At 59.8% G+C, this 17,389-nt stretch carries 20 protein-coding genes; 12 read left to right on the forward strand and 8 right to left on the reverse strand.

All coding sequences use genetic code 11. The features are described 5' to 3' along the window. Positions 1-19 precede the first annotated feature (19 nt). Both SJY13_RS19060 and SJY13_RS19065 read right to left on the reverse strand, forming a co-directional pair. Complete coding sequence (locus tag SJY13_RS19060) at positions 20-508, reverse strand: metal-dependent hydrolase (protein ID WP_377193153.1); 489 nt, start codon at positions 506-508, stop codon at positions 20-22. A 5-nt stretch (positions 509-513) separates the two neighbouring features. Then, entirely contained in the window at positions 514-1,278 is a 765-nt protein-coding gene (locus SJY13_RS19065; RefSeq protein WP_377193155.1) for an FCD domain-containing protein, read from the reverse strand. A gap of 151 nt (positions 1,279-1,429) precedes the next feature. Here SJY13_RS19065 and SJY13_RS19070 point away from each other — a divergent pair, with 151 nt between their 5' ends. From SJY13_RS19070 to SJY13_RS19090, 5 genes are all read left to right on the forward strand, one after another. Beyond that, positions 1,430-2,629 carry an aminotransferase-like domain-containing protein gene (locus SJY13_RS19070; RefSeq protein ID WP_377193157.1) on the forward strand — a complete coding sequence of 400 codons (1,200 nt, stop codon included), beginning with the start codon at positions 1,430-1,432 and terminating at the stop codon, positions 2,627-2,629. Positions 2,630-2,673: 44 nt separating this feature from the next. Then, positions 2,674-3,081: a hypothetical protein gene (locus SJY13_RS19075; protein WP_377193159.1), complete on the forward strand. Its 408-nt coding sequence runs from the start codon at positions 2,674-2,676 to the stop codon at positions 3,079-3,081. 141 nt (positions 3,082-3,222) lie between these two features. After that, positions 3,223-6,678: a chromosome segregation SMC family protein gene (locus SJY13_RS19080; RefSeq protein WP_377193161.1), complete on the forward strand. Its 3,456-nt coding sequence runs from the start codon at positions 3,223-3,225 to the stop codon at positions 6,676-6,678. 54 nt (positions 6,679-6,732) lie between these two features. Beyond that, on the forward strand, positions 6,733-7,083 hold the full coding sequence (locus SJY13_RS19085) for a hypothetical protein (RefSeq protein WP_377193163.1): 351 nt from the start codon (positions 6,733-6,735) through the stop codon (positions 7,081-7,083). A 133-nt stretch (positions 7,084-7,216) separates the two neighbouring features. Continuing rightward, positions 7,217-8,014, forward strand: a complete 798-nt coding sequence (locus SJY13_RS19090; RefSeq protein ID WP_377193165.1) for a class II glutamine amidotransferase — start codon at positions 7,217-7,219, stop codon at positions 8,012-8,014. Between the two features lie 12 nt (positions 8,015-8,026). Here SJY13_RS19090 and SJY13_RS19095 read toward each other — a convergent pair whose 3' ends face one another. The 3 genes from SJY13_RS19095 to SJY13_RS19105 are packed head-to-tail and all read right to left on the reverse strand — an operon-like array spanning position 8,027 to position 11,084. Next, positions 8,027-9,190 (reverse strand): lytic murein transglycosylase, encoded by a 1,164-nt coding sequence (locus SJY13_RS19095; protein ID WP_377193167.1) that lies wholly within the window; start codon positions 9,188-9,190, stop codon positions 8,027-8,029. A gap of 11 nt (positions 9,191-9,201) precedes the next feature. Beyond that, a complete protein-coding gene (gene cbiB / locus SJY13_RS19100) occupies positions 9,202-10,122 on the reverse strand; it encodes an adenosylcobinamide-phosphate synthase CbiB (protein WP_377193169.1) in 921 nt (306 codons plus the stop codon). Beyond that, entirely contained in the window at positions 10,119-11,084 is a 966-nt protein-coding gene (locus tag SJY13_RS19105) for a threonine-phosphate decarboxylase (RefSeq protein ID WP_377193171.1), read from the reverse strand. The genes cbiB and SJY13_RS19105 overlap by 4 nt, the downstream gene beginning before the upstream one ends. Before the next feature lie 182 nt (positions 11,085-11,266). Between SJY13_RS19105 and SJY13_RS19110 the strand changes: the two genes are divergently transcribed. Beyond that, positions 11,267-11,629, forward strand: coding sequence for a response regulator transcription factor (locus SJY13_RS19110; RefSeq protein ID WP_085824438.1), 363 nt, complete (start codon positions 11,267-11,269; stop codon positions 11,627-11,629). Here SJY13_RS19110 and SJY13_RS19115 read toward each other — a convergent pair. Further along, positions 11,611-12,600, reverse strand: a complete 990-nt coding sequence (locus SJY13_RS19115) for a glutathione S-transferase family protein (protein WP_377193173.1) — start codon at positions 12,598-12,600, stop codon at positions 11,611-11,613. The two genes, SJY13_RS19110 and SJY13_RS19115, sit on opposite strands and share 19 nt — an antisense overlap. Positions 12,601-12,812: 212 nt before the next feature. Between SJY13_RS19115 and SJY13_RS19120 the strand changes: the two genes are divergently transcribed. Next, on the forward strand, positions 12,813-13,166 hold the full coding sequence (locus tag SJY13_RS19120; protein ID WP_377193175.1) for a hypothetical protein: 354 nt from the start codon (positions 12,813-12,815) through the stop codon (positions 13,164-13,166). On the opposite strand, the gene SJY13_RS19125 is transcribed toward SJY13_RS19120, so the two are convergent. Both SJY13_RS19125 and SJY13_RS19130 read right to left on the reverse strand, forming a co-directional pair. Further along, positions 13,163-13,690, reverse strand: coding sequence for a L,D-transpeptidase family protein (locus SJY13_RS19125; protein WP_377193177.1), 528 nt, complete (start codon positions 13,688-13,690; stop codon positions 13,163-13,165). The two genes, SJY13_RS19120 and SJY13_RS19125, sit on opposite strands and share 4 nt — an antisense overlap. Positions 13,691-13,692: 2 nt before the next feature. Then, positions 13,693-14,865 carry a MalY/PatB family protein gene (locus SJY13_RS19130; protein WP_377193179.1) on the reverse strand — a complete coding sequence of 391 codons (1,173 nt, stop codon included), beginning with the start codon at positions 14,863-14,865 and terminating at the stop codon, positions 13,693-13,695. A 94-nt stretch (positions 14,866-14,959) separates the two neighbouring features. Between SJY13_RS19130 and def (SJY13_RS19135) the strand changes: the two genes are divergently transcribed. From def (SJY13_RS19135) to SJY13_RS19155, 5 genes are read left to right on the forward strand one after another with little or no spacing between them, the layout of a single operon-like run. Further along, positions 14,960-15,478, forward strand: a complete 519-nt coding sequence (gene def / locus SJY13_RS19135) for a peptide deformylase (protein ID WP_377193181.1) — start codon at positions 14,960-14,962, stop codon at positions 15,476-15,478. After that, complete coding sequence (gene def, locus SJY13_RS19140; RefSeq protein WP_085824444.1) at positions 15,475-15,969, forward strand: peptide deformylase; 495 nt, start codon at positions 15,475-15,477, stop codon at positions 15,967-15,969. Before def (SJY13_RS19135) ends, def (SJY13_RS19140) begins: the two co-directional genes overlap by 4 nt. Positions 15,970-15,971: 2 nt before the next feature. Beyond that, positions 15,972-16,877 carry a methionyl-tRNA formyltransferase gene (gene fmt / locus SJY13_RS19145; RefSeq protein WP_377193183.1) on the forward strand — a complete coding sequence of 302 codons (906 nt, stop codon included), beginning with the start codon at positions 15,972-15,974 and terminating at the stop codon, positions 16,875-16,877. A gap of 20 nt (positions 16,878-16,897) precedes the next feature. After that, a complete protein-coding gene (locus SJY13_RS19150) occupies positions 16,898-17,146 on the forward strand; it encodes a hypothetical protein (protein WP_377193185.1) in 249 nt (82 codons plus the stop codon). 1 nt (position 17,147) lies between these two features. Next, complete coding sequence (locus SJY13_RS19155; RefSeq protein ID WP_377193187.1) at positions 17,148-17,384, forward strand: GlsB/YeaQ/YmgE family stress response membrane protein; 237 nt, start codon at positions 17,148-17,150, stop codon at positions 17,382-17,384. The last annotated feature ends 5 nt before the right edge of the window (positions 17,385-17,389 follow it).

A 17,389-nucleotide genomic window follows, 5' to 3' on the forward strand; every position in this document is an offset into this window, starting at 1 on the left:
GCGCAAGCCCCCGGCGGTGTCACTCTGGATGCGGTATTGGGCGTCGCCGCCTACGCCAGACTATTAGCGCCAGTACGGTGATTGCGATCTCAACGGCAAAGGTCCAGTGGTTGAGAAACGACAATATCCAGTGCGAATGGGTAGCCTGAACCGTGACAAGGGGATGTGAAGCGTCCAACAGCGGCCAGCCCCAAGCAATCTCTCCGACGATTGAATCCAGCGCCATATGCACCACCCCACCGGCGCCAAAGAAAATAAGAACAATTCCAGCTCGCGGCATTCGAAGTCTAAGCATCAATCCTGCCAGTACTATGCCGACCCACAGAATTGGCCGGTGCGTCAGGTAAGCATGGTGATGATGTGCGCGGCTATCGACCAAATAAAACCAAAGCATATCGAGGTCAGGCGCAAGTGCGCCGATCATGGCCGCTGTAAAGGCCAATTTGTCGACACCTGGTGCCGCAGTCCGAAAGAACAGATATGCGCCGGGCAAATGGCCAATGAACATCAGGTCTATCCGGTTTCGTGTTGCAGCCGCTGCTGGGCAATCGCTTCGTTGCGGGCGGCTTTCTGGTGGTCTTCCATGCTGCGTCGGACAAAGCTCAGATGTTGTTGCACGGCGTCGCGCGCCCTTTCTGGGTCGCGGGCCTGCAAGGCGGTGTTGATGGTGCGGTGCTGGTCCAGAATGGCCTGGCGCGTTGCGCGCTGCTGAAACATCATCTGGCGGTTGTAAAACACGCCTTGCTGCAGCAGATCATACATGGATCGCATCATATGCAGCATCACCACATTATGGCTGGCTTCGATGATGGCCATGTGGAACTGTGCGTCCAGATGCGCCTCTTCCTCGGTGGCGTTGCGGGTATGGACGGTCTCCATCTTGTTAAAGATCGCCTGAATGACTTTCAGATCGCTGTCCGAGCCTAGCCGGGCCGTACGCTCCGCCGCCAGACCTTCCATGTCGCGCCGGAACGAGAGGTAGTCGAATACCGCCTCGTCATGGCTGCTGAACAGCCGGATCAGGGCCGGGGAAAAGGCCGACCCCAGAACTTCGGCCACATAGATGCCTGAACCCGCCTTGGCACTCAGCAAGCCCTGCTCCTGCAACTCGGCAATCGCCTCGCGCAGTGACGGGCGCGAAACGCCCAGCCGGTCGGCCAGATCACGTTCCGGCGGCAGTCTTTCCCCGGGGCGCAGGATACCGCGCAGGATCAGCAATTCGATTTGTTTGACCACCGCAATGGACAGCTTGTCGGTCTGGACTTTTTGAAAGGGCATACAGCTATCGGTCCGGGATTGGTCAAATCATATGACCACGGTTTTGCAGCCAGTTCAAGAAGGGCCAATCACCTGTTTGAAACATTAGGTCAGCATTATTGACATTAATCGCGCGATGTCTAATCTGCCGAACGTGAGAGGGAGGAGACTAATGTCTACGAAAGACCTGTTCGCCACGCGAACATCGCGCATGAAAGCGTCAGAAATACGCGAATTGCTTAAACTGCTGGACCAGCCGGGGATCATATCCTTTGCGGGGGGCATTCCGGACCCGGCCCTGTTTCCCGCCGAAGGATTTTCGGCCGCTTTCCAAAGCGCGTTAGGGCCGGAAAGTCAGGCGCAGGCGCTGCAGTATTCGGTAAGCGAAGGCTATGCGCCGCTGCGTGAATGGGTGGTCGACCACATGCGCGAGATCGGCATTGAATGCGGGCTGGACAACATCCTGATCACTTCGGGATCGCAGCAGGCGCTTGACTACCTGGGCAAGCTTTACCTGTCGCCTGGTGATACTGCGCTGGTTGGGTGGCCGACCTATCTGGGCGCACTGGCCGCCTTCAACGCCTATGAGCCGCGTTTTGATCGGCTGAGCATCAATGGCAATCGCAGGGCTGCAGAGTACAATGCTGCAGCGGGTGAGGGCGCGGTAAAGTTCGCCTATCTGTCGCCGGACTTCGCCAACCCGACCGGTGAAACCGTCGATCTGCGCGGCCGAGAGGCCCTGCTGGATCTGGCGGATGAGTTGAACTGTGCGGTGATCGAAGACGGCGCGTATCAGGCGCTCCGCTATGACGGTGAGGCGATCCCCCCGGTTCTGGCGTTGGAACTTGCGCGCAAAGGCGCGATCGAAGCTTGTCGGACGGTCTATTGCGGCAGCTTTTCAAAGACCCTGTCGCCAGGTTTGCGGGTCGGTTGGGTCGTGGCAGCCAAGCCAGTGATCTCGCAATTGGTGCTGATGAAACAGGCGGCGGACCTACATTCGGCAACGATCAACCAGATGGCCATTGATCAGGTGGCGCGGGCCAGCTTTGACACACATATCCCCATGCTGCGCCGGGTCTATGGCGCTCGCCGCGATGCCATGCTGGACGCGCTGGCAACCTATATGCCGGACGGTGTGGAATGGACCAAGCCCGAGGGCGGCATGTTCATCTGGGTGACCTTGCCAAAAGGCACAGACGGTGCCGACCTTCTGGCGCGTGCGCTGGACAGCGTGAAGGTTGCTTTTGTGCCCGGTCAGGCCTTTTTCCCGGATGGATCCGGCGTCGACACGATCCGGCTGAGTTTCTCAAACTCGGACGAGGCCACGATCCGTGAGGGTATCCGCCGCTTGGGGGACGTGCTGCGCGCATAAGACCGGAAAGGTTCTGTTAACCATATTGAGCCAAAGCTGGGCGCATGATCCGGTATCTGTCTCTTCTGGTGCTGGCCGCGTGTTCGGCTGGCACCCCATATTTTCGCGACCTGCCTGCAACCCGTGTGGCGGTGAACGGCAGCGTGTTTGACGTGCGCGTGCGCGGTGATCTTGCCGAGGCGGTGCGGATCAACACGCAATACGCCCCGCGCCTGGGCCCGATCCGAGATCGGGCTGGGCTGGCTATGGCGCAGGTCTCGGGTTGCCCTATTCTGGATGTGCTGGGCGATGCGGCGGTGACGGTTGGCGTTTTGGGCTGTGACCGCGCCGCCGGAGAGAGGTTGCTGCTGACCGCTGTCTCAACCCCGAATTACGAATGTGTCGATTTCGGCCTTTTTGAAGATATCGGCAAGGATTACGGCTATCAGGTGTTTGAATGCACGCCGTACTGAGATACGCGTTTTCTTGCGCAATTTCGGCAAGATGTTGTGGATAAGTCGGGATGATCTCCCACATCCTGCGTAACTGCGTTGACTCACCCCCAATCAGTTGCGCAAACTTCCAGATATAGGAATCATGGGACCAAGCGGCCATTGCGCTTTAGCAAACTGAAACTGACCGGCTTTAAAAGCTTTGTTGATCCGACCGATCTGATCATCGCGGACGGTTTGACCGGTGTGGTGGGTCCGAATGGGTGCGGCAAGTCCAACCTTCTGGAAGCGTTGCGCTGGGTGATGGGGGAAAACCGCCCCAAATCCATGCGCGGTGGCGCGATGGAGGATGTTATTTTTGCCGGTGCCGCCACACGCTCGGCCCGCAACTTTGCCGAAGTTGTTCTGACCCTGGACAACTCGGAACGTCTGGCGCCCTCGGGGTTCAACGACAACGACCAGCTTGAAATCATCCGCCGCATCACTCGCGATGTGGGCAGCGCTTATAAAACCAACGGTAAGGATGTGCGGGCGCGCGATGTGCAGATGCTGTTTGCCGACGCCTCGACCGGGGCGCATTCGCCCGCGCTGGTGGGGCAGAACCGTATTGCCGAGTTGATCAACGCCAAGCCCCGCGCCCGTCGCCGCATTCTGGAAGAGGCCGCTGGGATCTCGGGCCTGTATCAGCGCCGCCACGAGGCCGAGCTGAAGCTGAAAGGCACCGAATCCAATCTGACCCGCGTTGATGATGTGTTGGAGCAGTTGGGCACGCAACTGGCCCAGCTGGCCCGTCAGGCCCGTCAGGCCGCGCGCTATCGCGAGATTGGTGAACAGCTGCGTCAGGCCGAAGGCATGTTGCTGTATCGGCGCTGGAAAGAGGCTGATATGGCCCGCCAGCAAGCCGAAGAAAAGCTGCGCGAACGGATTACCGAAGCGTCCCGCGCCGAGGCTGACGCCCGCGCCGCCGCTGCCAAGCGGGCTGAGATCGAAGAGACTTTGCCGCCCTTGCGCGAAGAAGAGGCCATTGCTGCCGCTGTTTTGCAACGCCAGCAAGTACAACGCGATGCGCTGACCGATCAGGAAACCCGCGCCCGCCAAACCATTGAGACATTGACCAACCGTATTCAGCAGTTGGGCAATGATATCGAACGCGAAACCGGTCTGAATCGCGACGCGGGCCAGATGATCGAACGTCTGGAATGGGAAGCGCGCGAGCTTACCAAAGCTGCCGAAGGGCATGAGGACAAAGTGGCCGAGGCCGCCGAAATCGCGCGCGAGGCCGCGTCAGTCCTGCAGGACCGCGAAGATCACCTCTCCCAAGAGACCGAGGATATGGCGCGTCTGGTGGCGCGTCACCAATCGGGGCAGCGTTTGGTCGAAGACAGCCGCAAGACATTGGCCCGATCTGAAGGTGAGGAAGAAAAAGCCCGTGCCGCAGTGGCAGAGGCCAAATCGGCCCTGACCCGCGCCAGTGAGGCATTTGAAGCGGCGCAAGAGGGTGAAGAAGAAGCCCGAGAGGCGGCTGAGGCCGCCGAAGAGGCCTTGGCCGCCGCAGATGAGCTGCGCAACGAAACACAAGGCCGCGAGGCCGAGGCCCGCGCGCAACGTTCCGAGGCCGAAGGAGAGCTGGGCGCCATTCGCGCCGAGACGACAGCGCTGGCCAAGCTGGTTGAACGCGACACTGCCGAAGGTGGTCAGGTTCTGGACCTGCTGCGTGTGGCCCCGGGCTATGAAAAGGCTTTGGGAGCCGCGCTGGCCGACGATCTGCGCGCACCTTTGGTCGAGGGCGATGGTCCCTCTGGCTGGGTGCAGATGGCGGGTTACGACAGTGACCAGCCATTGCCCGAAGGGACAGAACCGCTGGCCTTGCACGTGTCGGGTCCTGATCGCCTTAGCCGTCGGATCGCACAGATCGGATTGGTCGATGCAGATCAGGGCGCGCGCCTGCAGGCATCATTGAAGCCAGGGCAGCGTTTGGTATCACGCTCAGGCGACCTGTGGCGTTGGGATGGCTTCCGGGCTTGGGCCGAGGATGCGCCCAGTGCGGCGGCATTGCGTTTAGAACAGTTGAACAAGCTAGAAGCGCTGAAACAGGAGCTGACCCGCACCGAGGCGCAAGCCGATGGGGCCCGCGCGGCACATGAGGCCCTGTCGCAGCAACTGGCCGATGTGACCGAGGCCGACCGCCGCGCGCGTGAAGCGCGTCGTGCTGCGGATCAGCGTATGGCCGAGACCGCGCGTCAGCTCAGCCGGGCCGAAGCCGACCGCAATCTGGCCCAGGGCAAGCTTGAGACCCTGACCCTCGCTGTAGATCGCCACAAAGAGGACGCCATGTCGGCCCGTGCTCAGCTGCGCGAGGCAGAAAGCGTGTTGGTGGGGCTGGGCAATCTCGACAGCGCCCGCGCCCAGGTCGAAGACATCAAACAAACGGTCGAGGCCGCGCGGATCACCATGCTGACCCACCGGTCGTCGCATGATGAACTGCGCCGCGAGGGTGAGGCCCGGACGCGCCGGACGCAAGAAGTGACCAAGGACCTCAGCGGCTGGAGGCACCGTCTGGAAACGGCTGAAAAACGGATTTCCGAACTGGCCGAGCGCAAGGAAGGTTCCGAAGAGGAACTGTCAGAAGCAATGGCTGCCCCGGCCGAAATTGCCGAAGCGCGCGAAGAGCTGAATGAGCTGATCGAAACGGTCGAGGCCCGTCGCGCTGAATCGGCAGACAAACTTGCCGAGGCTGAGCGCCAACAGCGCGAGGTCGTAATTGCTGAGCGGGATTCGGAGCGTTTGGCCTCAGAAGCTCGCGAGGCCCGTGCGGCGGCCGAGGCGCGGTGTGATGCCGCCAAGGAAAGCGTGGCTGCTACGTCAGAGCGGATTGCCGAGGATCAGCAATTGACGCCCAATCAATTGTTGAACCAGCTGGACGTGAACCCGGACCAGATGCCTGCCGCTGATGCTTTGGAAGCAGAAGTGAACCGCCACAAGCGTCAGCGTGACGCCATGGGGGCGGTGAACCTGCGTGCCGAGGAGGACGCCAAAGAGGTTCAGGAGGAGTTTGACACCCTGAACACTGAAAAGGCTGATTTGGAAGAGGCGATCAAGGCGCTGCGCAGCGGCATTGCCAGCCTGAACCGCGAAGGCCGCGAACGTCTGCTGACCGCGTTTGAGCAGGTGAACTCGAACTTTGCCATGCTGTTCAAGCATCTGTTCGGCGGTGGTGAGGCCAATCTGGTCATGGTTGAAAGCGACGATCCGCTGGATGCGGGACTTGAGATCATGTGTCAGCCGCCGGGTAAAAAACTCTCGACCCTAAGCCTGTTGTCGGGGGGGGAACAGACCCTGACAGCTACGGCGTTGATCTTTGGCGTCTTCCTCGCCAACCCGGCGCCCATCTGTGTGCTGGACGAGGTCGACGCGCCGCTGGATGATGCCAATGTCACCCGGTTCTGCGACCTGCTGGACGAGATGTGCCGCCAGACCGACACCCGCTTTTTGATTATCACCCACCACGCGGTGACCATGGCGCGGATGGACCGGTTGTTTGGTGTGACCATGCAGGAACAAGGCGTCAGCCAGCTTGTTTCGGTTGATCTGAAAAAAGCCGAACAGATGGTTGCCTGACCGATCACTGCAACGTTATGACCATCTGCCGACCCTGCAGGGTAAGCTGGCCGCATGACACGTTTTCTGATCCTCGCGCTTTTGGCCGCCGGACCGCTCTGGGCAGCCGAGTGGCCCACCAAACCCGGCGATGTCCCCCTGTCGTCAGTGGAATTGGACGGGCTCGCAGGCCGCACCCTGACTTTTTATGATGACGGTCAGTCCAAGTTTTCGGCAGGCGGGGCCTATTCGTTTACCTACGCCAGCGGCAACTCGGCCTTTGGCACCTATTCCATCGCCGAAGACGGCAGCGTCTGCATTGCCTATCGCAACGGGTTCACCCGGTGCGATCTGTATGTCCGCAGCGGTGAACGGCTGATCCTGATTGACGAAAAAGGCGATCGGTATCCGGTTCGGAGTGAGTAAATGATCGGAGTTCTGTGCCAAATGCCAATCAAATGATAGAAAATATCAAATAACTTAGTGATCTTTGGGAGAATAGCTGCCCGTTCTGGTGATATCGTACTGCGAAATTATCAAAGACGACGGAGAGTGGTGTATGTGCCGGTTTTTGGCCTGGGTAGGTGAGCAGCGATATCTGGACGAGTTGATCCAGGAGCAGGAGCAATCTCTTGTTATTCAAAGCCGAAATGCGCTGATCGGAAAAACGACGATAAATGCCGATGGTTTCGGACTGGCCTGGTATTCTGATCGTGGAACGCCGTGCTTCTACAAGGACACCCATCCGGCCTGGTCCGATGCCAATCTCAAGCAGTTGGCACATCACACCCGATCACGGCTTTTCCTGGCGCATGTGCGGGCCTCAACAGGAACCGCAACTTCGCGAAACAACTGTCATCCTTTTGGCTTCGACAAATGGAGCTTCATGCACAACGGACAGGCTGGGGGTCATGACAGAATTCGGCAGGCGCTAGACGCCATGATCCCCGCGCAATTATACGGATACCGCATGGGGGCAACAGAGAGCGAGGCAATCTTCCTGATCGCCCATGGCGAGGGTCTGAACACCGACCCAATCGGGGCTATGGAGCGCGCAATTGGGCGGGTGGAGACACTGTCCAGACAAAGTGGTGCGCTCCCATACCTACGATTTGCGGCATGCTGGTCAGATGGCAAACGTGTTTTTGCAGCACGCTATGCTTCTGACCGCTACGCACCCAGCCTGCACTACCGCGTCTGCAAGGACGGTATCATCATTTCTTCCGAGCCGCTGGATGTGGATAATGACGATTGGGTCGAGATCAAGCCCAACACGGCGATTGAAACTGAGGGTTCGTCAGTGCTGGTCCATGCATTCGACCCGTCAATTACGCGCAATCAGGAAAAGGTCGCGTAAAAGAACCAGCCCCTACAACCGTCCCAACAAATCCGCCGTTGGCCAGGCATCCGCTGGCAGCCCCAACCGCGCCTGTTCGGCCTGAACCGCTGCGCGGGTTCCGGCCCCCAAGATGCCGTCGATCTTGCCAACGTCATAGCCGCGCGCCTGCAGCTTGCTTTGCAACTGCTTCATTTGTGCGCCGGACAGACCGGGCGCCGGGTTGCCAGCATCATAGATTTGTCCGCCTTCCAGACGGGTGCCGAAATAGGCGGCGGTCAGCACATAGACAAAGCTTTGGTTCCACTCGAAATAGACGTCGAAATTGGGGTAGGCCAGAAAGGCGGGCCCCTTGTGCCCCTGTGGCAGGATCAGCGAGGCAGGCAGGTTGGCCAAGGACCCGCTGCGCGCCTGCACGCCCATTGCCTGCCAGTCGGAAACCGAACGTGGCTTGCCGGGGCCGGACAAGGACCAGTCCATCTGTGCAGGGAGCGTCACTTCTTGTAACCAGGGCTGGCCCGGTTGCCATCCCAGATGTGACAGCATCTTGCCCCCCGACATCAACGCATCAGGGGCTGAGGTCTTGAGCGAGACTGTGCCGTCGCCATCCCCGTCCACGCCGTTTTCAAGAATGTCGCGGGGCAACATCTGCACCATACCGATTTCGCCCGCCCAGGCACCGGTTGTGCGAGCTGGATCAAAATTGCGTTGTTGGTACAGTTCGATTGCGGCGAAAATCTGCGGTCGAAACAACTCTGGCCGGCGGCAATCATGGGCGAGTGTGACCAGCGCATTGCGGGTGTTGAAATCGCCCTGAAACGCGCCGTAGTCGGTCTCGAACGCCCAGAAGGCCAGCAACACGCCGCGCGAGATACCGTACTCGGCCTCGATTCTATCAAACACCGCGTCGTATTTGCGCGACATCGCCTGCCCGCGGTCAATCCGGTTTTGCGAGATCAGATGGCGTGAGAAATCGATGAACGGTTTCTGGAACACGCCCTGCGCCCGGTCGGCCTTCAACACCGCGTTGTCCTGTTGCACGCCTTTGAAAAACGCGTTGACGGTGGACTTGTCAAAACCCTGCTGAACGGCCTCGGATTTCAGCCCTTTAACAAAGGAATTGAACCCACTACCGCATTGGGCAAGGGCAGGTGTGGTGAGCAGGGCGGCGGCAACAAAGGCAGAGAGAAAGCGCATGAACGGATCCGTCAGAGAATAAAGTTGAGCCCAACCCACACCGACACGAGGCCAAGCGCAAGCCCCCAAACCCTCCAAAGCATGTCACATGCGCGGAAAACCTCTGGTGCTCCGATCTCGTGCGGGGCCTCGCCATTGACCCAAGCCAGGTCACGGAGTTGGCCGTCATAGCTGCGCGGGCCTGCGAGGGCGACATCGAGTGCACGCGCCATGGCGGCCTCGGGCCAGCCCGCATTGGGCGAGATATGGCGTCGGGCATCCGTCACCATATCAGACCAGCGCGCCCATTGACCGGACAGCGCCACGATCATCACATAAGTCAGGCGGGCAGGGATCAGGTTCAGCAGATCGTCCAGACGGGCAGCGGCCCATCCGAAGGCGTGGTATTTTTCGGTTCGATACCCGATCATGCTGTCGGCGGTATTGATCGCCTTATAAACCAACAGGCCCGGCAGCCCTGCGATCAGGAACCAGAACGCAGGCGCAATCACCCCGTCGCTGAGGTTTTCTGCGGCACTTTCGATGGCTGACCGCGCTACCTGCGCTTCGGTCATATCGGTTGTATCGCGTGAGACGATCATAGCTACTTTGGCGCGGCCTTCGTCCAGCGAGGCACGCAGCCCGTCGCCGACCGCGCGAACATGAGAGACCAGCGATTTTTGCGCCAACAGGATTGCGCAGAGGACAAGTTCAACCACCGGCCCTAGCATTGCCAGCCCGCGCCCGAGGACCACCGCTCCGCAGACCATCAGCAACACAACGGCGATCCCCTTCAGCCGTCGCTGGCTTCCCCGGTTCAGGCGCGTGTCCAGCCAGCCGATGATATTGCCCATCAGAACCGCCGGATGCCGGACCCGCGACCACAGCCAGTTCGGCTCGCCCAGGGCTGCGTCCAGACACATGGCGCAGACCAGCAGAAAGGCGGTGCTCACAGCACGGCCTCCAGCCGATCCCACCCATGGGCAGGGGGCAGGCCCAGTCGCAGATAGGACTGAGAATAGGGAAAGATGCGGCTCCAGATTTGGCCGCGTGCCAATTGGTCCTGCCATTCGGTGGCGTTGTTAACTTCGTAGAGGCGGAACAAGGGTGTGCCTCCGATCAACGTGGCTCCCTTGGCGGTGACAAGCCTGTCCAGACGAGCGGCATCCTCGGTTAGGCGCTGTCGGGTCTCGTCAGCCCAGCCGGTGTCTCGCAGCGCGCGTTCCCCGATCCGAAGGGCAGGGCCGGACACCGCCCAAGGGCCTGTTAGATCGTTCAACTGGGCGATCAGGTCGGGTTGCCCAATTGCAAAGCCCAGGCGCATCCCTGCTAATCCCCAGAATTTGCCAAAGCTCTTCAGCACGATGACACCGGGTCGCTGCGACAGACGGATCAACGAGACATCAGGGCTGATATCACAAAAGCTTTCGTCGATCACAGTCAGGGGCACACACGCATCCGCCTCGCTCCAAGTCCGCCCATCCGGGTTGTTTGGATGCACGATGACCCGGGCCTCTGCCGGGCCACCTGGCTGCACGGTCCAGCCTTGGGCGGCAAAAGCGGCGGCATGTTCGTTATACGTGGGCATTGTGATCTGCACACGGGCCTGCGGAGCAAGCGCCGGAATGCGGGCGATAATCGCTGAGGCCCCGGGTGCAGGCAGAATTGCTGCGTTGTCCGGCACAGACCAAAACGAGCGCGCCGCATTTGTCAGACGCTCAAACGCGCCATGATCGGGCAGATCGCTCCAATCCGATGGGGTAAGGCCCGACACTTCATAGGGCTGCGGGTTGATGCCGGTGGACAGGTCTATCCAGTCGGCACGCGCACCGCCATACGCGGTGATGGCACCGTCCAGCCCGCCGCCGTGGTCACGCGCCGCCCGAGGGTTCAAATCTTGGTCATGGCTTGCCATAGGGGTTCCACCGGATTCGCCTGCTTTGGCCCGGTTCAAGCGGATTTCTGCCGCTCATACAAGCAATTCCGCGTGATCACGGGGCTCTGCCGGCGCTGTTAACACTTTGTTAAGGAAATAGCGTGATCACAAACAACAAGGGTCGGCACCAATCACCACATCAAGTGCCGAGGTTGTTGCATATGAATGTTTTGATTGTTGAGAGTAACCCCGATCTGGGTCGGGTCTGGAAAAGGCATCTTGAACGGCAGGGTGCCGAGGTCACGCTTGTGACTGGTCAAGAGGCCGCAATCCTTGCGCTGTATGGCGCGGATTTCGATATCATCGTGCTGGATCTGGTGCTGGAAGCCGGCAGCGCGCTGGCTGTCGCCGATTTTGCCAGCTATCGCCGCCCAGAGGCGCGGGTGATCTTTGTCACCAACACGACCTTTTTCTCAGACGGGTCGATCTTTGCCCACAGCCCCAATGCCTGTGCCTATGTGCAAAGCGGAACGCCGCCAGAGGATCTGGCGGCGATGGTCGAACATTACGCGGCGGGTCGCTGATCGCGCCCGTGTGGCTCCATGTAATCCAGCACCGGGTTTGTCGGGATGATCCGATGCGGATTGATGCTGTCGTGGCTGTAATGATAGTGGCGCACGATGTGGTCCATATTCACCGTCTGTGCGACGCCCGGCCATTGGTACAGTTCGCGTGTGAAGGCCCACAGATTGGGGTAGTCGATCAGCCGCAGCCGGTTGCATTTGAAATGCAGGTGATAGACCGGATCAAACCGGATCAACGTGGTGAACAGCCGCCAATCGGCCTCGGTCACGCGGTCGCCCATCACATAGCGGTGGGACGCTAGACGGTCCTCAAGCCAATCGAGAGAGTCGAACAGCGGGTTGACGGCTGCATCATAGGCCGCCTGGCTGGTCGCAAAACCGGATTTGTAGACACCGTTGTTGACGTCGGAATAGATGCGGGCGTTGACCTCTTCAATCTCATCCCGCATCGCGGCGGGCCAGTAATCATCGGTATTGCCGGTGATCCCGCTGAACGCCGTGTTGAACATGCGGATGATTTCAGAGCTTTCGTTTGAGACGATCGTTGCCTGTTTTTTGTCCCACAGGATCGGCACTGTGACGCGACCCGAGTAGCTCGGATCGGCCTTCGTATAGACCTGATGCGCATAGTCGAACCCAAAAAGGGTGTCGCCAGTTGCCCCGTGCGCGTCCGTCTCAAAGGTCCAGCCTTTTTCCAGCATGTCAGGATGCACGACTGAGACCGATATCAAGTCGCTCAGACCTTTCAACTCCCGGAAGATCAGCGTTCGGTGCGCCCAGGGGCAGGCGTGGCTGACATAGAGGTGATAGCGCCCCGGTTCAGCCTTGAACCCGGCCTTGCCGGATGGACCGGCGCTGCCATCAGCGGTCAGCCAGTTGCGAAATTGCGCAGCGCTGCGTTTGAACGCACCGCCAGTGGATTTGGTGTCATACCAGGTGTCGTGCCATTTGCCGTCAACCAACAGGCCCATATCGAATTCTCCGCTTTGCGATTTTGGCAAAGATAAGAGGGTGTCTGGGCCGTTCCTATGCGAGGGCGCGCGCACAATCCCTGCGTTTGCGCACAGGTTCTGCTGGGATTTTCACGCAACAGGTTGATTTCGTGCACGTCTGTGTGACCAGCTTCACTGGATTTTTACACTCAGGGCCCCACAATAGAGTCCAGCGCGGGGGAAGAATTGGTATGAGTACTTATGTTTCAAAGGAAATCACGGCCGAACTGGTTGCGGCGCGAATCGCGGGGCTGAAGAAAACCAGCCGTTTGCGTGTCGAGTTTGGCGACAATACATTTAAAATTCTCAGATTGTGGAAAGATGGCTTCACGGTTGAGGCGGAAACCACGCCTCAGCTGCGCGGTTTGGTCGATATCTTCGATGGCGCGAAGCACATGTATCAATGCCTGATCATCGCCGACGACGATGAAGCAGGTGAGATGCGCTATGAATTCAAGCGCAGTACGGCTGCGGCCGACAAGGCTCCGCTGGATTTCTATCGTGCGCCGGATGCGCCGATTGCGCTGCTGGGGCACGAGGACTAAGGGCGGATTTCAACCACCGTCCCGTTGGAAGTCAGACTCCATAGCTTTGCCATCTCAGCATTTGACAGCGCGATGCAGCCTGCGGTCCAGTCTCCGGGCAGGGTCATGCCAACCACGCCGTTGGGTTGACCGTGGATGAAGATGTCACCGCCCGGGTCGATCCCCTGCGCATGGGCGTTTTCGATGTCTTTGGGTTGGGGATAGTTGATCCCCAGTGAAAGGTGAAACGCGCTTTGGGGATTGCGGCGGTCGATTTCGAAGACACCAATCGGGGTCTTTCCGTCGCCTTCTTGTTGTTTGTCCCCTTCAGGAGCGAACCCAAGCGCCACGTCCGCTTGCAGGACAACCGCCCCGTCCAGCGAGGCGGTCAGGAGGCGGGCGGATTTCTCAATCAATATATGGTCGACCCGCACCGCATCCGGGGCCATGGGCGGGGCCGATGGCCGCGGCCCAAAACGATGCCACCCTAGCCACGCGGCCCCTGCCAGCACGAACACCAAGGATATCAGTGCAAGCCGCCGCACGGCTATTGCAGGTCGGAAAAGGCGTGTTTCAGCCGGGTGCAAGCCTCTTCTACGCGGGCGCGCTGCGTGGCGAGGTTGAACCGCTCGAAGGTTTCGCCGCCCGCGCCAAACCCAGGACCGGATGAGGTGGCGATCTTGGCATCCTCGCGCAGGCGTCGGACAAACTCATCGTGGCTCATCCCGGTGCCCGAGAAATCTACCCAGGCCAGATAGGTGGCCTGCAGCGGCATGGACCACATGCCGGGGATGTCAGCGATGGCGGCGTCGAACAGTTTGCGGTTGCCGTCCAGATGCGCGACCTGGGCATCAACCCAAGCGGCACCCTGCGGGGTATAGGCGGCGGTTATCATGGCCACCCCCAATGCGCTGGGATCATAATCCAGCGTTTGAATGCGGTGGCGCATGGTCGCGCGCAGTTTGGGGTTGGGGATGATCATGTTACCCGTCCGCTGCCCTGCGATGTTGAATGTCTTGGACGCCGCCGTCAGCGTCACGGTCCAGGGCCGCGCATCCGGTGCCGCCACATCCATTGGCACAAAGGTGTTGCCGGGGTAGACCAGATCGTGATGGATCTCGTCCGTAACCAGGATCAACCCATTCCTCTCGGCAAACGCGGCCACGGCGCGCAGCTCTTCGGCAGTCCAGACCCGGCCCGAGGGGTTTTGCGGCGAACACCACAGCAACAGCTTTTCTGAACCATCCAGCCGAGATTGCGCGTCATCCAGATCAAGGGAATAGGTTTCGCCCTGCCTTACCAGTGGGCATTCTACCACCCGGCGGCCGGACTTGTTCACCTTGTGCGCGAACTCATGGTAAACGGGCGTGAAAATCACCACGCCGTCGCCCGGTTCGCTCCAGACATCGAGGCACAGCGCGATGGCATTGCCCAACCCTTGTGAGGTCAGAACCCAATCGGTATCGACATCCCAACCGTGGCGGTTTTTCATCCACCACTGGACCGAATTCAGGTAATCCGGGTGCATCCAGGAATAGCCAAAGACACCGTGATCCGCAGCCTCACGAACCGCTTCGATCACGCAAGGTGCGGTGGGATAATCGGAATCCGCGGTCCACATGGCCAGCCCGTCCTGTGGCGGCACGCCATAGAGCTTCTCCATCTTGTCCCATTTTGAACTGTTGGTTCCCCGGCGGTCGATCAGGTCGCTGAAAGTCATGTCTTCTCCATCTGTCTTGACGAAAGCTAGCCACAATTCCCGCAGGTGCAAGGGGGGCGTTGCGGCGGGGGCCGTGATGGCCTAAATCAGCCCCATGAAACGCAATATCCTGATCCATCCCGATCCCCGCCTGAAAAAGGTTTGCGCGCCGATTGCCGACCTGTCGGACGAGCTGCGCCAGCTGGCTGATGACATGTTGGAAACGATGTATGACGCGCCTGGCATCGGCCTTGCCGCGCCACAGATCGGCGTGTTGGATCGGCTGATCGTGCTGGATTGCATCAAGGAAGAGGGCGAAGCTCCGCGACCGCTGATAATGTTCAACCCCGAAGTGATCGCGTCTTCGGATGAGACCAATGTCTATGAGGAAGGCTGCCTGTCGATCCCCGAGCAATTCGCTGAGGTGACGCGCCCCAAGGTCGTAGATGTGGCGTGGATCGACCGTGACGGCAAAGCACAGCAGGAAACCTTTGATGGACTTTGGGCCACCTGCGTTCAGCACGAGATCGACCATCTGAACGGCAAGTTGTTCATTGATTACCTCAAGCCGCTCAAGCGCCAGATGATCACCCGCAAGATGCAAAAACTCAAGCGCGAGCAGGCGCGCTCATGACGGTGCGTACCTGTCTGCCCTGGCCGGACAAGCGCCTGCGCACCGCGGCCAGCGACGTGACCGAGATCACCGACGATATCCGCGCCATCTGGGCTGACATGATCGACACCATGGAGGCAATGCCCGGCGTTGGCCTTGCTGCGCCTCAGATCGGGGTCATGTTGCGACTGGCGGTTGTGGATGGTTCAACCGAACGCGGTCGGGCGGTGCGACTGGCCAACCCGGAAATCCTGCACAGCTCGGTCGAGCTGCGCGAGCATGACGAAGCCAGCCCCAATCTGCCCGGTGTATCCGCCAAGGTGAAACGCCCGCGCGCGGTGACGGTGCGGTTTCTGAACGAGCAGGGCATCATCGACCGCCGCGACTTTGTCGGGATCGAGGCCACCAGTGTGCAGCACCAGATCGATCACCTGAACGGCAGGATGTATTTCGACCGGCTCAGCAAGGTCAAACGCGACATGCTGCTGCGCAAAGCCAAAAAGCAGGGATAGATATGCGCGTCATTTTCATGGGCACGCCCGATTTCTCTGTCCCGGTGCTGGATGCGCTGGTCGCGGCCGGACAAGAGATCGCTGCCGTTTACTGCCAGCCACCCCGCCCAGCAGGTCGGGGCAAGAAAGACCGACCCACACCTGTGCATGCGCGGGCCGAGGCATTGGGACTGACCGTTCGCCATCCGGTCTCTTTGAAATCAGCACAAGAGCAAGATGCTTTTGCTGCGCTCAAGGCTGATGTGGCTGTGGTAGTCGCATATGGCTTGCTGTTGCCACAGCCCATTCTGGATGCGCCTTTGCAGGGGTGTCTGAACATCCACGCCAGCCTGCTGCCCCGCTGGCGCGGCGCGGCACCAATCCACCGTGCAATCATGGCTGGTGATGCCCAGACTGGCATCTGTATCATGCAGATGGAGGCTGGTTTGGACACCGGCCCCGTCCTGCTGCAGCAGGCGACCGACATTGGGCTGCAGGAAACGACTGCGCAGCTGCATGATCGTCTCTCGCACATGGGTTCTGACCTGATTGTCGCGGCTCTAACTCGCTTGCCGCACCTGACCCCTGAACCTCAGCCCCGAGATGGAGTGACCTACGCCTCCAAGATCGACAAATCCGAGGCCCGCATCGACTGGACCCGCACTGCAACTGAGGTTGATCGCCAGATCCGCGGCTTGTCCCCGTTTCCCGGCGCGTGGACAGAAATCGACGGTCAGCGCGTCAAGTTGTTGGCCTCATGCCTAGCCGAAGGGCAGGGTACGACTGGTGAGGTCCTGGACGATAATCTCACCGTAGCGTGCGGCGAAGGCGCGGTGCGTTTGCTGAGATTGCAGCGCGCAGGCAAAGGTGCGCAGGATGCAGAAGAGTTTCTGCGCGGATGGAACGTGGCGACGGGCAGTCGTTTATAAAAACAAGGGTAAGAAACCACATGTATATGACGTTGCTTGGGACAGTTATGATTGCGGCCATTGTTGGGGCGGTTTCCGAGAAATCGGGTTTTACCCGCAACGGCTATCTTCAATCGATCATCATCTGCATTGGCGGGGCGTTTTTGTTGTATTTTGCACAGTTCATGCTCGGCCGGATGTTTGGCTTTCGGCTGTGGTCCTTGGGCACGAACGCCGTTCTCGCCTCGGTCGGTGCGCTGATCATCGTCCCGACCCATTGGAGGAACTAATATGTCCGTCATCGCCCTGATCATCATCGGAGCCGCCGCAGGCTTCCTGGCCACAAGGCTGATGCGGATTGATGCGGATATCCCCACCACCATGCTGATCGGTATAGTCGGCGCGCTGGTCGGTGGTTTCCTGTTGCGCGCTTTGGTGACGATGATGGGCTGGTTGTCGGGATTTGTGGGCGCTGTTCTGGGCGCCCTGCTGGTGATCTGGATCTGGCAAACCTACCTGCGCCGCTGAACCTG

This window comes from Ruegeria meonggei, assembly GCF_042768335.1.
Taxonomy (GTDB): domain Bacteria; phylum Pseudomonadota; class Alphaproteobacteria; order Rhodobacterales; family Rhodobacteraceae; genus Ruegeria; species Ruegeria meonggei.

What these genes read in the sequence shown, in the direction of transcription:
- SJY13_RS19060 (WP_377193153.1), bottom strand. Translation starts at nt 508, where the DNA reads ATGTTCATTGGCCATTTGCCCGGCGCATATCTGTTCTTTCGGACTGCG.
- SJY13_RS19065 (WP_377193155.1), bottom strand. Translation starts at nt 1,278, where the DNA reads ATGCCCTTTCAAAAAGTCCAGACCGACAAGCTGTCCATTGCGGTGGTC.
- SJY13_RS19070 (WP_377193157.1), top strand. Translation starts at nt 1,430, where the DNA reads ATGTCTACGAAAGACCTGTTCGCCACGCGAACATCGCGCATGAAAGCG.
- SJY13_RS19075 (WP_377193159.1), top strand. Translation starts at nt 2,674, where the DNA reads ATGATCCGGTATCTGTCTCTTCTGGTGCTGGCCGCGTGTTCGGCTGGC.
- SJY13_RS19085 (WP_377193163.1), top strand. Translation starts at nt 6,733, where the DNA reads ATGACACGTTTTCTGATCCTCGCGCTTTTGGCCGCCGGACCGCTCTGG.
- SJY13_RS19090 (WP_377193165.1), top strand. Translation starts at nt 7,217, where the DNA reads ATGTGCCGGTTTTTGGCCTGGGTAGGTGAGCAGCGATATCTGGACGAG.
- SJY13_RS19095 (WP_377193167.1), bottom strand. Translation starts at nt 9,190, where the DNA reads ATGCGCTTTCTCTCTGCCTTTGTTGCCGCCGCCCTGCTCACCACACCT.
- SJY13_RS19105 (WP_377193171.1), bottom strand. Translation starts at nt 11,084, where the DNA reads ATGGCAAGCCATGACCAAGATTTGAACCCTCGGGCGGCGCGTGACCAC.
- SJY13_RS19110 (WP_085824438.1), top strand. Translation starts at nt 11,267, where the DNA reads ATGAATGTTTTGATTGTTGAGAGTAACCCCGATCTGGGTCGGGTCTGG.
- SJY13_RS19115 (WP_377193173.1), bottom strand. Translation starts at nt 12,600, where the DNA reads ATGGGCCTGTTGGTTGACGGCAAATGGCACGACACCTGGTATGACACC.
- SJY13_RS19120 (WP_377193175.1), top strand. Translation starts at nt 12,813, where the DNA reads ATGAGTACTTATGTTTCAAAGGAAATCACGGCCGAACTGGTTGCGGCG.
- SJY13_RS19130 (WP_377193179.1), bottom strand. Translation starts at nt 14,865, where the DNA reads ATGACTTTCAGCGACCTGATCGACCGCCGGGGAACCAACAGTTCAAAA.
- def (WP_377193181.1), top strand. Translation starts at nt 14,960, where the DNA reads ATGAAACGCAATATCCTGATCCATCCCGATCCCCGCCTGAAAAAGGTT.
- def (WP_085824444.1), top strand. Translation starts at nt 15,475, where the DNA reads ATGACGGTGCGTACCTGTCTGCCCTGGCCGGACAAGCGCCTGCGCACC.
- fmt (WP_377193183.1), top strand. Translation starts at nt 15,972, where the DNA reads ATGCGCGTCATTTTCATGGGCACGCCCGATTTCTCTGTCCCGGTGCTG.
- SJY13_RS19150 (WP_377193185.1), top strand. Translation starts at nt 16,898, where the DNA reads ATGTATATGACGTTGCTTGGGACAGTTATGATTGCGGCCATTGTTGGG.
- SJY13_RS19155 (WP_377193187.1), top strand. Translation starts at nt 17,148, where the DNA reads ATGTCCGTCATCGCCCTGATCATCATCGGAGCCGCCGCAGGCTTCCTG.